We start from the raw sequence: 14,504 nt of genomic DNA, 5'->3' as shown, positions 1-14,504 counted from the left end.
CCACACACCAGCATGGCTTTTTTCAAGTTTCGCAAGGGCGCTGATGCATCTCCGAGAGCGCCCGCGCAACCGCAAAGCATCGAAGCCATCCGCCAGCGTGCCAAATACCGTCTGACCGGCGCCACGGTGCTGGTGCTGGTGGGCGTGATTGGCCTGCCGATGCTGTTTGACAAGCAGCCGCGCCCCATTGCGGTGGATACCCCTATCTCGATTCCTGACCGAAACAAGGCGCAGCCGCTGGCTTTTCCGGGCGCACCCGCTTCAACGCCTGCCGTCGTGGTGGCTGCGCCCGACAAGTTGCCAGGCCCCGCGCCCGAACTGCAGACCAAGGTGACACCCACTGCGGACCCTGACAAGACTGACGCGCCAAAACTGCCGCCAGTCCAGGCCGATAAGGGGTCAGCGGTGACCGATGCGCCGGGTAAAGCGACCACCCCAGCCCCCAAACCGACAAGCAGTGCCGCGGCTCCCAAGCCTGATGTGGCCAAGCCTGAAATCAACCGGGCCCAGGCCCTGCTGGACGGCAAGGAGGCCGAGGCCAAAGCTGCCACCAAAACGCCTGCCACCGAGAGCCGGTTTGTGGTGCAAGTCGGCGCCTTTTCCGACAACGCCCGTGCCCAGGAAGTGCGCATGAAGCTGGAGCGTGCTGGCTTGAAGACCTACGCCCAGACGGCTGACACCAAGGACGGGCGGCGTATTCGTGTGCGTCTGGGCCCCTTTGCGACCCGGGCCGAGGCCGAAAAGGCCGTTGACAAAGTCAAGAAGTTGAACTTGCCCGCGTCCTTGCTCACGCTTTAGTGCGATGGGGTTGAGCATGGCTGCGTTGGACTGGATTTTTGCGGTGGTGCTGTTGTTGTCGATGGTGCTGGGCGCCTGGCGTGGTTTGGTGTACGAGGTGCTGTCACTGATCAACTGGGTGGTGGCATTTGTGCTGGCCCGGATGTTGGCGTTGGATGCCGCCGACCTGTTGCCGATGAGCGGTGCCAGCGCCGCCATGCGTTACGCGGCGGGGTTTCTGCTGGTGTTTGTGCTGGTGCTGGTGGCCGGTGGCCTGCTGACCGTGCTGATCAAGAAGCTCACCGCGGCGGTGGGTCTGAGCCCGATCGATCGCACGCTGGGTGCGGTTTTTGGCGCGGCGCGCGGTGTGCTTTTGATACTGCTGGCCACCTTGGTGGTGCACCTGACGCCGATGAAAGACAGTACCACCTGGCAGGCGTCGGTGGGCGCCAGGCTGGCGGAGGTGACCTTGAAAGGGCTCAAGCCCACCTTGCCACGTGATCTAGAGAAGTTTTTGCCCGCTTGAGGCGTAACCAGGAAATTTAAACATGTGTGGAATCGTCGGTGTTGTCAGCCAATCACCAGTCAACCAGCTGATTTATGACGCCTTGCTGCTGTTGCAGCACCGGGGTCAGGATGCGGCCGGAATCGTCACCCAGCAGGAGCGCAAGTTTTTCATGCACAAGGCCAAGGGCATGGTGCGCGATGTGTTTCGCACCCGCAACATGCGCTCGTTGCCGGGCAACTGCGGCCTGGGGCAGGTGCGTTACCCGACGGCGGGCAACGCTTTCAGTGAAGAAGAGGCTCAGCCGTTTTATGTGAACGCGCCGTTTGGCATCGTGCTGGTGCACAACGGCAACTTGACCAACGCCCATGCGCTCAAGGCTGAGCTGTTCAATGCCGACCACCGCCATATCAACACCGAGAGCGACTCCGAAGTACTGCTCAACGTGCTGGCGCACGAGATTGAAGCCACCACCCGCGGCATGCCGCTCACGCCGGGCGATGTGTTTGAAGCGGTGCGCAAGGTGCACCGGCGCATCAAGGGCTCTTACGCGGTGATTGCCATGATTGCCGGCCACGGCGTGCTGGCGTTTCGCGACCCGTTTGGCATCCGGCCGCTGTGCCTGGGCCGCACGGACGACACCTGGATGATCGCCAGCGAATCGGTGGCGTTGGAAGGCACCTCGCACAGGTTCGAGCGCAATGTGGCGCCCGGCGAGGCGGTGTTCATTGACATGCAAGGGCAGATGCACGCGCAGCAATGCGCCGACGCGCCGGTGTTGAATCCGTGCATTTTCGAGTTTGTGTACCTGGCCCGGCCGGATTCGGTGCTGGACGGTATCTCGGTCTACCAGGCGCGCCTCAACTTGGGCGAGACCCTGGCCAAGCGGGTGATCTCCACTGTGCCGCCCAATGAGATTGACGTGGTCATCCCGATCCCCGAGTCCAGCCGCCCGAGCGCCGCCCAACTGGCGCAACTGCTGGGCCTGCCGTACCGCGAAGGTTTTGTGAAAAACCGTTATGTGGGGCGCACCTTCATCATGCCGGGGCAGTCGGTGCGCAAAAAATCGGTGCGCCAGAAGCTCAATGTGATCGCCAGCGAGTTCAAGGGCCGCAATGTGCTGCTGGTGGACGACTCGATTGTGCGCGGCACCACCTCCAAAGAAATTGTGCAAATGGCGCGCGACGCCGGTGCGCGCAAGGTCTACATGGCCAGCGCCGCGCCGCCGGTGCGTTACCCCAATGTGTACGGCATCGACATGCCGACCTCGCAAGAGCTGGTGGCGCACAACCGCACGGTGGATCAAATTCGCGAGATCATTGGTTGTGACGCGCTGATTTACCAGGACGTCGAGGCCATGAAAAAAGCGGTGGGCTCGCTCAATGGGGACGTCAAGGGGTTTGATGCCTCGTGTTTTGATGGTGTCTACGTCACGGGTGACATCACTGCCGCCGACATCGAGCGCCTGAACACCCATCGCGTGGGTGCTGACGAAAACCAGGACGACAACTCGCGTCTGGCCTTGCCCAACCTCGAGGACTGAACATGGCAGCGCCACAACGCCCCGACCACCTGCATCGCGACACCCTGGCGGTTCGCGCTGCCTCGCAGCGCAGCCAATACGGTGAAAACTCCGAGGCGCTTTTTCTCACCAGCGGCTACGTGCAGCCCAGCGCCGAGGCCAGTGCCCGCCGCTTTGCCGGCGACGAAGAAGGCTTCACTTATGGCCGTTACGGCAACCCGACCGTGGCCAGTTTTGAGCAGCGCCTGGCCGCGCTTGAGGGTGCGCAGGCCTGTATTTCCACCGCCTCGGGCATGTCGGCCATTTTGATGATGTGCATGGGGCTGCTCAAAAGCGGTGACCATGTGATCTGCTCGCACTCGATGTTTGGTTCCACCATCAAGCTCATCGGCTCGGACCTGGCCAAGTTTGGTGTGACCTCGACCTTTGTGCCGCAGACCGACGCAGCGGCCTGGCAAGCCGCCGTGCAGCCCACCACCAAACTGCTGTTTGCCGAAACCCCCACCAACCCGCTGACCGAGGTGTGTGACATCCGCGCACTGGCTGACATCGCCCACAACGCTGGCGCTTTGCTGGCGGTGGACAACTGTTTTGCCACACCCGCTTTGCAACGGCCCATGGCGCTGGGGGCCGACATCGTCACGCATTCGGGCACCAAATACCTGGACGGCCAGGGCCGTGTGATGGCGGGTGCCCTGTGCGCCAGCGACAAGCTGGTCACCGAGACATTTCTGCCGGTGCTGAAAAGCGCCGGTATGACGCTGGCGCCATTCAATGCCTGGGTGGTGCTCAAGGGGCTGGAGACGCTGGGCATCCGCATGGAGGCCCAGTCGGCCCGTGCGCTGGCACTGGCGCAGTGGCTGCAAGATCACCCATCGGTTAAGCGCGTGTTTTATCCGGGCCTGGCCAGCCACCCGCAGCACGCGCTGGCCATGGCGCAGCAGTCCAACTGCGGTGGTGCGGTGTTGTCGTTTGAGGTGAAAGCCCTGGACGATGACCAAGCCCGCCAGCGCGCCTTTCACGTGCTGGACAGCCTGCAAACCTTGTCACTCTGCACCAACCTGGGTGACACCAAAAGCCTGCTGGCGCATCCGGCCAGCACGTCGCATGGGCGCCTGACCCCGGCGCAGCGGCAACTCGCTGGCGTCAGCCAGGGGTTGATTCGCGTGGCCGTGGGTCTGGACCACCTTTCTGACATTCAGGCCGATCTTGATCGTGGCCTCACTTCTTTTTGACATGAACGCAACCGTGACCTCTTCTCAACACACCCGCACCCGTTTCGCCCCGTCGCCCACTGGCTTCATCCACCTGGGCAACATCCGTTCGGCGCTGTACCCGTGGGCTTTTGCCCGCGCTACCGGCGGTGATTTCATTTTGCGCATCGAAGACACCGACCTGGAGCGCTCCAGCCAGGCCGCCGTGGATGTGATCATCGAGGGCATGGCCTGGCTGGGCCTGGACCACGACGAAGGCCCGTTCTACCAGATGCAGCGCATGGACCGCTATAAGGAAGTGCTGGCTGAGTTGGTGGCCGCAGGCCATGTGTATCCCTGTTACATGAGCATGGCAGAACTCGACGCCTTGCGCGAACGCCAGACCGCCGCCAAGGAAAAGCCGCGTTACGACGGTACCTGGCGCCCGGCCGAGGGCAAGGTCTTGCCACCGGTTCCCGAAGGTGTGGCGCCGGTGCTGCGCTTCAAGAACCCGCAGAGTGGTTCCGTCGTGTGGGAGGACAAGGTCAAAGGCCGCATCGAGATCAGCAACGACGAACTCGACGATCTGGTGATTGCCCGTCCGGACGGCACGCCCACCTACAACTTTTGTGTGGTGGTGGATGACATGGACATGGCCATCACTCATGTGATCCGGGGTGACGACCACGTCAACAACACACCGCGCCAGATCAACATCTTCAAAGCTTTGGGCAAAGATCACCCGGTGTATGCCCATCTGCCGACCGTGCTCAACGAGTTGGGCGAAAAGATGAGCAAGCGCAACGGTGCCAAACCGGTCACCCAATACCGTGAAGAAGGTTATCTGCCCGACGCGATGGTGAACTACCTGGCGCGCCTGGGCTGGAGCCATGGCGACGATGAAATTTTCAGCCGCGAGCAGTTCTTGCAGTGGTTCAACCTGGATCACCTGGGTAAAAGTGCCGCTCAGTTTGACGAGGCCAAGCTGCGCTGGGTCAACGCCCAGCATCTCAAAGCCACGCCCGACGACGTGCTGGCACCGCTGGTGCAGGCGCAGTTGCAAAAGCGTGGCATCACGGTGGATGAGCGTCTGACCGCTATTTGTGCGCTGTTCAAAGACCGTTGCGACACCACCGTGGCGCTAGCAGACTGGGCCGCCGTGTTTTATGCTGATGTGACACCACCTGAAGCCGAACTGGCGCAGCATGTCACCGACGCCGTCAAACCCGCCCTGAGCCTGCTGGCAGACAAACTGGCCAGCTGTACCTGGGACAAAGCGGGTATCGCGGCCGCTATCAAGGAAGTGCTGGCGGCTTGTAGCTTGAAGATGCCGCAACTGGCCATGCCGGTGCGCGTTTTGGTCGCCGGTACGGCCCACACACCATCGGTCGATGCGATGCTGGCGCTTTTTTCTAGAGAAAAAATTATTCAAAGCTTGCGCAAAGCCTAATTTCCGTTCTATAATTTGAGGCTTGGAAACGACGAGTAGCTTGAAAGAGTAGCAAGTGGTTTAGGGGGTATAGCTCAGCTGGGAGAGCGCTTGCATGGCATGCAAGAGGTCAGCGGTTCGATCCCGCTTACCTCCACCAAAAAGTTTCCAAAGTGTTGACTGGTTAGTCCAAAGGTTTTGACCCCATCGTCTAGAGGCCTAGGACATCACCCTTTCACGGTGAGTACCGGGGTTCGAATCCCCGTGGGGTCGCCAAGTTATCTTCGGATAGCACGGCGCAAGTCGGTAACGGTTTGCTGTCACAAGCAAATGACTTGGCTCGAAAGAGCAAACGTTAGCTACCAGGAGTGGTAGTTCAGTTGGTTAGAATACCGGCCTGTCACGCCGGGGGTCGCGGGTTCGAGTCCCGTCCACTCCGCCAGTACTAAGGGCTTGCAACTATGAAAATAGTCGCAAGCCCTTTTTTATTGTTTGATTCCGAGGTTCGGGAAGTACCGATTCACTTCAACCTCTGTTGCACGGCGTCGCCAGGCAAAAAAAAGCCTGCCACGTCGGTCGTGGCAGGCGGGTAGTGTGAGAGGGGCGGTCAGTCGGCGAAGCTCAACTGCACCTTCATTTGCGTCGATCGATCCCGGGCAATCGTCAGAGCTTCAGCGACCCGTTCCATGGGCAGGGTCTTGGTGATGACTGGCTTGACGTCGATGCGCTGGTCACGGATCAGGCTCGCGGCCACGGCGTACTCGTGGTGGAAGCGGTGGGTTCCCACCAACCGGATCTCCTTGCCGACCAGTGCGTTGACCGGGATGTCGGCACTGCCGGTCACACCCACCTGAACAATCGTGCCGCGTGGCTTGATCACCGGAAAAGCTTGTTTGAGGACGGCGCCAACGCCCGTGCATTCAAAGACCACGTCGAAATAACCCTTGTCCGCCGAATAGTCAGTTATCAGACGATCGGGCTCCAGCGCGGCATTGATGGCCACCTGGGCGCCCATGGCCAGCGCGGTCTTGAGAGGCGCCTCAGAGATGTCCATGGCCACAATTTCACGCGCTCCGGCGACGCGAACCGCACCAATCAGCAAAGCGCCAATCGGTCCGGCGCCGGTCACCAGCACCCGTTTGCCGACCAGGCTGCCCGCCTGATTGACCGCGTGCACACCGACTGCCAACGGTTCGGTGCAGGCCGCTTCGCCGAGTGACACCTTGTCGCCCATCGGCTCGCACTGGTAGTCCTCGGCAATCAGCCGGTCACGGAAGCCGCCGTGGGTGTGCGGCTTGCGCATGGCGCTGCCGAAAAATTGCATTTCAAGGCAATGCTGTTGTTCGCCGTCCAGGCAGAACTTGCACTTGCCGCAGGGGCGGCTGGGGCACACCGCAATGCGGTCACCGGGGCGCACTTTGGTGACGTTGGCGCCGACGGCTTCAACAACACCGGCCACTTCGTGACCCATGGTGATGGGCTCGGTGACGCGGATGGTGCCGATGCCGCCTTCCCAGTAATAGTGGATGTCAGAGCCGCAGATACCGCCGGCGCCGATGCGCACCAGCACCTGCTGCGGGCCCATCTCACCGACTTCACAAGTTTCAATACGGACGTCTTCCTGGGCGTGAAGAACACAAGCGCGTGTTTGCATGGTGATTCCTTGGTTTCAGAGTGACTGGATCTTGGCCCACACCCCGTCATCGACGGGAATGCCGTTGGCCAGGTTGGCGTTGCGGATCGCCAGAGAGCTTTCGCCGGGATAGCGCACGGGTTGGGCGGGGTCTACAGGCACCGAGCCGTGCAGGTTGTCCAGCACCTCATTGACCGTGTCGGCCAGATGGCCTTCACCGGCGATGCGCTTGGCATCCAGCGCGATGAACATCTGCGACAGGCTGTACTCGTCGCTGGACATCTTGCCGATATTGGCTACCGAACGACCGCCAGAGAGCACCGTGGCCACCAGGTCCAGCACGATGGACAGGGCCGATCCTTTCCAGTAACCAATGGGCAGCACACGCCAGGTTTTGGCGATTTCTTTCGGGTCACAGGACAGCTGACCCTGTTCGTCGTAACCGCCCGGCACCGGCAGCATTTCACCGCGCAAGGCCTTGTTGTCCATCTGGCCATACGAGAACTGCGCCATGGCGATGTCCACCACCACGTGGCCGCCTTCGCGCGGCACGGCCATGATGAACGGGTTGTTGCCGATGCGCCGGTCACGTGCGCCCCAGGCGGGCATGTTGGGCTGGGTGTTGGTCCAGCAGATGCCGACACAACCGGCTTCTGCGGCCTGCCAGCCGTAGCTGCCACCGCGCAACCAGTGGTTGGTGTTGGCCATGGCCACGCAGCCAATGCCGTTCTCGCGGGCCAGTTCAATGGCGCGGTCCATGGCCAGTTTGGCGTTGACATTGCCCAGGCCGAGGTTGCCGTTCCAGCGCTCAAAGGCGCCCATGCCGTCCACCTTGGTGGGTGCGGCCTTGACGTCGATATACCCTTTGTCGATGTACTCGACAACACGGGCAAAGCGGTTCACGCCGTGTGAATACACGCCGTCGCAACTGGTTTCGGTCATCAGCTGCGCCGACAGGTCGGCGGCAGCGTCGTCGCAGCCCTTTTTGATCAGGACGCGTTTGAATTCGGCTTTCAGGTCTTCAAAGGAAATGCGTGGCATGTTGGATAGTCCAATGAGTTGGTTACGATAAAACGGGCTCAGTAGCCCTGTTGCTGGCGGTAGTTTTGCAGCACGGTATCGGCCACCCAGCTGGAGCGCACCGCGCTCTCGACACTGCCAGGGCAGGGGGCGACACCGTTGAGGTCGTCCACGATGCTCTGGATGAACGGTTGCTGCACATGCGCCGGGTTGGCGATGTCAACCAGCTGTTCACCTTCTGCATTGACCAGCCTGAGCGGCTTGTCTGAGAAAAATTCAAAACTGATCGTGCCTTGGGAGCCGACGATCTCGATCGCATCCTCACCGTGCCCGCTCACATAACACCACGAGCCGTAACCCTGCACGCCGCTGGCATGCCGCCAGGTGGCAGTCACCGTGTCTTCCACGTCGTACAGGCCACCTTGGTTGCTGGCGATGCCATGCACTTCTTCGATGGCACCAAACAAAAAGTCGAACACATCCAGTTCGTGGATACCCATGTCCAGAAACTTGCCACCGCCCGCCACGGCTGGCATCAGCCGCCAGGGCAGCGTGGCGCGCGACAGGTCTTCAGGGGCTGGGGGCTGATGCTGCACCGCGCGCACATTGCGCACTTTGCCAATGGCACCGCTGTCGATCCATGCCTTGACCTGCAGGAAGCGTGGCATGGCGCGGCGGTAAAACGCGACGAACAGGCGCACACCTTTGTGCTCACAGGCGTCGACGATCTCGCGGCATTCTTCAAACCGCATGGCCATCGGTTTTTCGACATAAACATGTTTGCCCGCCTTGGCCACCAACAGTGCCAAAGGCTTGTGGGATGAGGGCGGTGTGGCGATGTAGACCGCGTCAATGTCCGGGTCGGCCACCAATTCTTCATTGGTCTGGTAGACCTTGGCAACGCCATGACGCGCCGCAAACGACTGCGCCTGCGCGCCGTCGCTGCTGGTCACGGCCAGCAGGGCGCTTTGGTTGGCCTTGTAGAAGCCCGGCCCGCTCTTGACTTCGGCGACGGCGCCGCAGCCGATCATTCCCCATCGAATTGTCTTCATGGTCTGCCTCACGCCAGCAGGGCGGCGCACACCTTGACCACCACTTTGCGAATCTCTTGGGGAGCGCCTGCGGCACAGCCGGGGCGATGGACGTCAGTGGGCAAAAAGACGGCAAAACTGCCAGGGGTCATGGTCAGTGTGGATTCGTTTTCCATGCCGGTGTACAGCAGCAGGTCGCGTTCGGCCAGCATGTCTTTGCCAACCTGGTTGTTGCCGGTGTCGGTGGCCACGCCAATCTGTTCGCTGCCACGCACCAGAAACTGCACGTCAATGTTCTGGCGGTGGACTTCCGGATGGGTCTCGCCAATGGGGCGCGTCATCATGTCAATCACCTGAACAATGATGTCCTTGCCCTGCAACTCGTAGTTGCCAGCGGGCAGGGCGGCGAAATCTGTCGTCTTGAGGTGCTCGACAGCCGTCCTGAGCGGTGCTGGCAGCCAGGCGAAGCTGGTGTCCAGGTCTTTGACGTTTCCAAAAATCATTTTTTCAACTCCTTGAGTGGGTGCAATGGCCGATGCTGCCGGGTCAGGACATGCATCTTCAGTGACAAAGCGCCACGCCCAACCGACAGGTCGACGTGGCGCTCTGGGGGTTCAACGGCAGAAATTACTTGGTGTCGCGCTGGGCATCAATGGCCTTGATGACATCCGCACCGCCGAACTTGGCGACGAAGGTGTCACGGCCTGGTTTGGTGACTTCCAGGAATGGTCCACCGTCAACTTTTTCCACGACTTGCAGGCCGGCTTTCTTCAGGTCACCAACGATCTTGGCCGTGCCGTCGTTGTTGAGCTGGCGCTGGTATTGACCGGCTTCACGCGCGGCTTCGACCAAAGCCTTTTGATGGGCCGGTGGCAAGGCGTCAAATTTGGCCTTGTTCATCGACAGCACCAAGGCGCTGTAGGCGTGGTTGGTCAGGCTCAGGTGTTTCTGCACTTCGTACAGCTTGGCCGACCAGAGAACACCAATCGGGTGCTCTTGTGCGTCCACCGTTTTCATTTCCAGCGCGGTGTACAACTCTGCCAGCGGCATCGGCACCGGGTTGGCGCCCAGCAGCTTGAAGGCCTCAATATGCGCCGGGCTGCCGGTGGTGCGCATTTTCATGCCTTTGAGGTCTTCGGGTTTGGTGATCGGGCGAACGTTGTTGGTCATGTTGCGCCAGCCGTTGTCCCAGAAAGCCAGGCCCTTCAGGCCGAAGGCGCCCAACTTGTCGAGCATGTCTTGCCCCACTTTGCCATCCAGTACACGGTAGGCATGCGCGGTGTCTTTGAACATGAACGGGATGTCAAAAATACCGAGCAGCGGCACCATACCGCTGTAGTTGCCCGAGCCTGAAATAGCCATGTCGATGGTGCCACCGCGCACACCGGCAATGGCTGCCTGGAACGCACCGAGCGAGCTGTCCGCAAAAATCTTGATGTCGAGCGCGCCATTGGTCTTGGCCTTGAGCAGCTCATTGAAGCGCTGGCCGGCAATTGACTGGGTATCGGTGCGGGGCGCTTCCGACGAAAAGCGCAGCGTTTCGGCGCTGACTGTGCCCACTGCACCGGCGACCAGGCCGATGGCCATGAAAGACGCCAATAAACCATTTTTCAACTTCATTTCACTTCTCCTCGATTAAAGAAACAACAAGGTGCAAACACATCCGTTCCTGAGGCACCCGGCGCTGCCGCCGAAGCCTTGGGAAAAGATTCAGGACCGCCCGACTCATGAGATCCATCTCAACGGGGCAAGAATGAGGGCCGGGAACAAGGTGAACAACAGCAACAAGCCGAGCATGGCCGTCAGGTAGGGCAACACGCCTTTGACACATTGTTCAAAAGGCAATTTCGACACACCGGTGATCACGTTCAGCACATTGCCCACCGGCGGCGTGATCAGCCCGATCGAGCAGTTCAGGATGAACAACACGCCGAAGTAGACCGGGTCGATACCGGCTTCGCGCACCAGCGGCATCAGCACCGGCACCAGGATCAGGACGGTAGGCGTCAGGTCCATCACCATGCCAACGATCATGATGAACAGCATGATCGCCAAAAGCAGCAATGTGGGTGAATCCACCAGCGGTTGCATCAGGTCCACCACCATCAGCGGCACTTCGGCAATGGTGATCAGGAAGGCCGACACCGCCGAGGCCGCCACCAGCAGCATCACGATGGCGGTGGTTTCAGCCGCGGCAAACAGCACCTCGAACAGATCACGCACCTTCATTTCTCGATAGACGAACAGCGCGACAAAGAGGGAATACACCGCAGCCACCGCACCGGCTTCAGTTGGGGTGAAAACCCCGCTGCGGAAACCACCGACGATGATCACTGGCAACAGCAAGGCCCAAGCGCCTTCTTTCACCGACTGCCAGATTTCCTGCTTGGAGGCTTTGTCGGCCATCACCATGTTGGACTTGCTTGACCGCCACCACCAGACCAGGGCGAGCGCCACACCCATCATGATGCCGGGCGCAATCCCCGCCAGGAACAGCTTGGAGATCGACACCCCACTGGCCACACCAAAGATGATGAACGGAATGGACGGCGGAATGATCGGGGCGATGATGCCGCCGGTGGCGATCAGCCCGGCAGAGTCGCCCGGCTCATAACCGGCTTTCCTCATCATTGGCAGCAAAACCATACCCAGTGCCGCTGTGTCAGCCGCAGCCGAGCCTGACAGGCTGGCCATCAGCACCGAGGCGATGATGGCCACGTAACCCAGGCCACCTTTTTTGTGGCCGATCATTTTCAAAGGCAGGTCCACAATGCGTTTGGAGATGCCACCAGCGTTCATCAGCTCACCCGCCAGCACAAAGAACGGGATCGCCAGCAGCGGAAAGCTGTCGGCACCGGTCACCAGGTACTGCGTCATGATCTGAAGGTCGACCATGTCGAGTTGGAACATCAGCGCCAGGCCACACAACAACAGCGAGAACGCAACCGGAATGCCCAAAAAGATGCAGCCGAGCAAAGTGCCCAAAAAGATCAGGATCGTCATTGCGATGCTCCCTTACCGGATTGAGAGAGCTGACGCCACACACGCAGCATCAGCAAAACACCGACGATGACGCTGAACGGCACGCTGGCAAAGTACAGCGTGGCCACCGGCAGATCGCTGATCGGCAGGTAATTCGCCATGTTGCCTTTGGTCAGCTGCCAGCCGCCGATGAGGATCAGGATGCAACAGGCCAGCATGGCCAGATCGCTGAGGATGCCGACCATCCGCTGCATGTTGGGTGGCATGCGTTGCAAAAAGGTGTCTACACGCACATGCCGGTTGCGGACAAATGCGGAAATACCCCCGAGGAAGGTCAACCAGACAAACAGATAACGCCCGATTTCCTCGGTAATGCTCAGGTTCGAGTTGAAGCCGTAGCGCAGCACGACGTTCAAGAACACCAGCGTGGTCATGCTGCCGATGATCAGCACCATCAACCATCGCAACAGGCGCTCCGCTGGATTGGCTTTGGATAATTCAGACATGTTTCCAACTCTCCTCACTATGTGTATGAATGGCGATCAAAAACCGTTCTGTTGCATTCGGGACAGCGCGGGTGGGCGGGTTGTCTAGCGCCCCATCCAGCCACCATCCACGGTGAGGATGGTGCCGTTGACGTAGTCGGACGCGTTGGAGGCCAGGTACACGGCGGCACCCACCATGTCTTCGGGGCGGCCCCAGCGGGCAGCGGGAATGCGTTCCAAAATCTGGCGGCTGCGGTTGGCGTCAGCCAGCAGCGCGGTGTTCATGTCGGTGTCCATGTAACCCGGCGCAATGCCGTTCACGTTGACGCCCTGGCTGGCCCATTCGTTGGACAGCGACTTGGTGAATTGCGCCACGGCGCCCTTGCTGGCCGCATAGGCTGGCACGGTGAGACCGCCCTGGAACGACAGCAGCGAGGCGATGTTGATGATCTTGCCCTTGCCTTGCGCGAGCATGAGTTTGCCCACTTCCTGGCACATGAAAAAGACCGCGCTCATGTTCACGCCAACCACAAAGTCCCAGTCTTGACGCGGAAACTCGGCAGCCTTGTGGCGGCTTTGCACACCGGCGTTGTTGACCAGGATGTCGATGTGGCCAAAGTCAGCCTTGACCTGGGCCACCAGAGCGGGAATGCCGTCGATGTTGGCCAGATCAAATTCGTAGAACTTGGCGCGTTGCCCGGCGGCGCTGATCTGGTCGAGCACATCCTGGTCGTGATGGCGGCCGACCACGGCCACATCGGCACCGGCCTGCGCCAGACCCACGGCCATGGATTTACCGAGACCGCGGCTGGCGCCAGTGAACAGGGCGACCTTGCCCTGGAGGTTAAAAATGTCGAGCATGTCAGTTCCTTGAAGTATTCAGGTGAGCAGCTGCTGATCAGGCTTGCGCCTCAAGCTGAAACAGCATCTTGATGGCGTCGGTGTTGCCCGTCAGCAGGTTGCGGAACTGCTCGGGCGCCTCTTCTGGCGTGGCCACGGTGAGCAGCCGCTCAAAGTTGACCCGCCCACTTTGCAGGATGGCAATCGCCACCTCAAAGTCGCGCCGCTCGTACACGCGGGTGCCCACCAGGGTGAGTTCCTTGAACTCAACTTTGAGTAGGTCCACTTCCGGCGGCTTTTTGTAAGAGCCGACCACCACGCTGGTGCCTTGCACCCGCAGCACGTCCAAAATACTGGTGTGCACGCTGGGGTGGGCGGCGCAGTCAAAGGTCAGGTCGGCATTACGGCCCTGGGTCACTTCAAGCACCTTGGCCTTGATGTCGTCCTTGGCCGCATCGATGGTGATGAAACCAAGCTCCTGCGCCACTTTGAGGCGGTTTGGGTTGGCTTCCACCACCATCACTTTGGACGCGCCAAAGTACTGCAGGCAACCGGCCACACACAGGCCAATCGGGCCCGCGCCATACACCACGGCGCTGTCGCCGGGTTGGTAACCCGAGCGGCCAACCGCATGCACACCGACCGCGACGGGTTCAATGAAAGCGCCGAGTTTGAGCGAGAAGCCCACCGGGATCGGCATCACCTTGTCTTCCGGCACCTTGACGAATTCAGCCATGCCGCCGTCAAAGTCGATACCAATCAGCCGCAGGGTATTGCAGACATGGGCGTAGCCGTTTTTGCACGGTGCACAGGTGCCGCAGCTCACCAGCGGGTACACCGTGACCGGCGTGCCGGGTGGCAAGGTGCTGTGCCCTTTGACGATGGTGCCGGAAAACTCGTGGCCCATCACCAGCGGCGCCTTGGCGCGGGGGTGTACGCCCTGATAAATGATCATGTCCGAGCCGCAAACACCGGCGTAGGCGACCTTGATCAGCACTTCGCCCGCGCCTGGTTCCGGCACGCTTTTGTCGGCCATTTCAACGTGCTGCGTGGCCTTATATTGAATACTTTTCATGAACATGTCTCC

At 60.5% G+C, this 14,504-nt stretch carries 14 protein-coding genes and 3 tRNA genes; 8 read left to right on the top strand and 9 right to left on the bottom strand.

Annotated features, from left to right (window positions below; all coding sequences use genetic code 11):
* Positions 1-12 precede the first annotated feature (12 nt).
* The 8 genes from LHU53_RS11370 (at position 13) to LHU53_RS11335 (ending at position 5,868) form a co-directional block, all read left to right on the top strand.
* Positions 13-798 (top strand): SPOR domain-containing protein, encoded by a 786-nt coding sequence (locus LHU53_RS11370; protein ID WP_227332771.1) that lies wholly within the window; start codon positions 13-15, stop codon positions 796-798.
* Between the two features lie 16 nt (positions 799-814).
* Positions 815-1,303, top strand: coding sequence for a CvpA family protein (locus LHU53_RS11365; RefSeq protein ID WP_227332770.1), 489 nt, complete (start codon positions 815-817; stop codon positions 1,301-1,303).
* Between the two features lie 22 nt (positions 1,304-1,325).
* The gene (gene purF, locus LHU53_RS11360) at positions 1,326-2,825 is read left to right on the top strand and encodes an amidophosphoribosyltransferase (RefSeq protein WP_227332769.1); all 1,500 of its coding nucleotides are present in this window, start codon (positions 1,326-1,328) and stop codon (positions 2,823-2,825) included.
* 2 nt (positions 2,826-2,827) lie between these two features.
* A complete protein-coding gene (locus LHU53_RS11355) occupies positions 2,828-4,039 on the top strand; it encodes an O-succinylhomoserine sulfhydrylase (RefSeq protein WP_227332768.1) in 1,212 nt (403 codons plus the stop codon).
* A gap of 1 nt (position 4,040) precedes the next feature.
* Complete coding sequence (gene gltX / locus LHU53_RS11350; RefSeq protein WP_227332767.1) at positions 4,041-5,447, top strand: glutamate--tRNA ligase; 1,407 nt, start codon at positions 4,041-4,043, stop codon at positions 5,445-5,447.
* Between the two features lie 63 nt (positions 5,448-5,510).
* A tRNA-Ala gene (locus LHU53_RS11345) sits at positions 5,511-5,586 on the top strand.
* 40 nt (positions 5,587-5,626) lie between these two features.
* Positions 5,627-5,702: transfer RNA gene (locus tag LHU53_RS11340), tRNA-Glu, on the top strand.
* Between the two features lie 89 nt (positions 5,703-5,791).
* A tRNA-Asp gene (locus LHU53_RS11335) sits at positions 5,792-5,868 on the top strand.
* Positions 5,869-6,033: 165 nt separating this feature from the next.
* Here LHU53_RS11335 and LHU53_RS11330 read toward each other — a convergent pair.
* From LHU53_RS11330 to LHU53_RS11290, 9 genes are all read right to left on the bottom strand, one after another.
* Entirely contained in the window at positions 6,034-7,080 is a 1,047-nt protein-coding gene (locus tag LHU53_RS11330; protein WP_227332766.1) for an L-idonate 5-dehydrogenase, read from the bottom strand.
* A 15-nt stretch (positions 7,081-7,095) separates the two neighbouring features.
* Entirely contained in the window at positions 7,096-8,100 is a 1,005-nt protein-coding gene (gene yiaK / locus LHU53_RS11325) for a 3-dehydro-L-gulonate 2-dehydrogenase (protein WP_227332765.1), read from the bottom strand.
* A gap of 38 nt (positions 8,101-8,138) precedes the next feature.
* A complete protein-coding gene (locus LHU53_RS11320) occupies positions 8,139-9,131 on the bottom strand; it encodes a Gfo/Idh/MocA family protein (protein WP_227332764.1) in 993 nt (330 codons plus the stop codon).
* Between the two features lie 8 nt (positions 9,132-9,139).
* Entirely contained in the window at positions 9,140-9,613 is a 474-nt protein-coding gene (locus LHU53_RS11315) for a YhcH/YjgK/YiaL family protein (RefSeq protein WP_227332763.1), read from the bottom strand.
* Positions 9,614-9,737: 124 nt separating this feature from the next.
* Positions 9,738-10,730 (bottom strand): TRAP transporter substrate-binding protein, encoded by a 993-nt coding sequence (locus LHU53_RS11310; RefSeq protein ID WP_227332762.1) that lies wholly within the window; start codon positions 10,728-10,730, stop codon positions 9,738-9,740.
* Positions 10,731-10,835: 105 nt separating this feature from the next.
* Positions 10,836-12,113, bottom strand: a complete 1,278-nt coding sequence (locus LHU53_RS11305; protein ID WP_227332761.1) for a TRAP transporter large permease subunit — start codon at positions 12,111-12,113, stop codon at positions 10,836-10,838.
* Positions 12,110-12,598 (bottom strand): TRAP transporter small permease, encoded by a 489-nt coding sequence (locus tag LHU53_RS11300; RefSeq protein ID WP_227332760.1) that lies wholly within the window; start codon positions 12,596-12,598, stop codon positions 12,110-12,112. Before LHU53_RS11300 ends, LHU53_RS11305 begins: the two co-directional genes overlap by 4 nt.
* Before the next feature lie 84 nt (positions 12,599-12,682).
* Positions 12,683-13,438 (bottom strand): 2-dehydro-3-deoxy-D-gluconate 5-dehydrogenase KduD, encoded by a 756-nt coding sequence (gene kduD / locus LHU53_RS11295; RefSeq protein WP_227332759.1) that lies wholly within the window; start codon positions 13,436-13,438, stop codon positions 12,683-12,685.
* A gap of 37 nt (positions 13,439-13,475) precedes the next feature.
* Positions 13,476-14,492 carry a zinc-binding dehydrogenase gene (locus tag LHU53_RS11290; protein ID WP_227332758.1) on the bottom strand — a complete coding sequence of 339 codons (1,017 nt, stop codon included), beginning with the start codon at positions 14,490-14,492 and terminating at the stop codon, positions 13,476-13,478.
* Positions 14,493-14,504 lie beyond the last annotated feature (12 nt).

Source organism: Rhodoferax sp. U2-2l, from assembly GCF_020594515.1.
Lineage (GTDB): Bacteria > Pseudomonadota > Gammaproteobacteria > Burkholderiales > Burkholderiaceae_C > Rhodoferax.
This window is presented reverse-complemented; position numbering and strand designations above follow the sequence as displayed.

Excerpts from the sequence above, each read along its gene's own strand:
- LHU53_RS11355 (WP_227332768.1), top strand. The coding sequence starts at position 2,828 with ATGGCAGCGCCACAACGCCCCGACCACCTGCATCGCGACACCCTGGCG.
- purF (WP_227332769.1), top strand. The coding sequence starts at position 1,326 with ATGTGTGGAATCGTCGGTGTTGTCAGCCAATCACCAGTCAACCAGCTG.
- LHU53_RS11290 (WP_227332758.1), bottom strand. The coding sequence starts at position 14,492 with ATGAAAAGTATTCAATATAAGGCCACGCAGCACGTTGAAATGGCCGAC.
- LHU53_RS11315 (WP_227332763.1), bottom strand. The coding sequence starts at position 9,613 with ATGATTTTTGGAAACGTCAAAGACCTGGACACCAGCTTCGCCTGGCTG.
- LHU53_RS11305 (WP_227332761.1), bottom strand. The coding sequence starts at position 12,113 with ATGACGATCCTGATCTTTTTGGGCACTTTGCTCGGCTGCATCTTTTTG.
- yiaK (WP_227332765.1), bottom strand. The coding sequence starts at position 8,100 with ATGCCACGCATTTCCTTTGAAGACCTGAAAGCCGAATTCAAACGCGTC.
- LHU53_RS11365 (WP_227332770.1), top strand. The coding sequence starts at position 815 with ATGGCTGCGTTGGACTGGATTTTTGCGGTGGTGCTGTTGTTGTCGATG.
- LHU53_RS11330 (WP_227332766.1), bottom strand. The coding sequence starts at position 7,080 with ATGCAAACACGCGCTTGTGTTCTTCACGCCCAGGAAGACGTCCGTATT.
- LHU53_RS11310 (WP_227332762.1), bottom strand. The coding sequence starts at position 10,730 with ATGAAGTTGAAAAATGGTTTATTGGCGTCTTTCATGGCCATCGGCCTG.
- LHU53_RS11370 (WP_227332771.1), top strand. The coding sequence starts at position 13 with ATGGCTTTTTTCAAGTTTCGCAAGGGCGCTGATGCATCTCCGAGAGCG.
- kduD (WP_227332759.1), bottom strand. The coding sequence starts at position 13,438 with ATGCTCGACATTTTTAACCTCCAGGGCAAGGTCGCCCTGTTCACTGGC.
- LHU53_RS11300 (WP_227332760.1), bottom strand. The coding sequence starts at position 12,598 with ATGTCTGAATTATCCAAAGCCAATCCAGCGGAGCGCCTGTTGCGATGG.
- gltX (WP_227332767.1), top strand. The coding sequence starts at position 4,041 with ATGAACGCAACCGTGACCTCTTCTCAACACACCCGCACCCGTTTCGCC.
- LHU53_RS11320 (WP_227332764.1), bottom strand. The coding sequence starts at position 9,131 with ATGAAGACAATTCGATGGGGAATGATCGGCTGCGGCGCCGTCGCCGAA.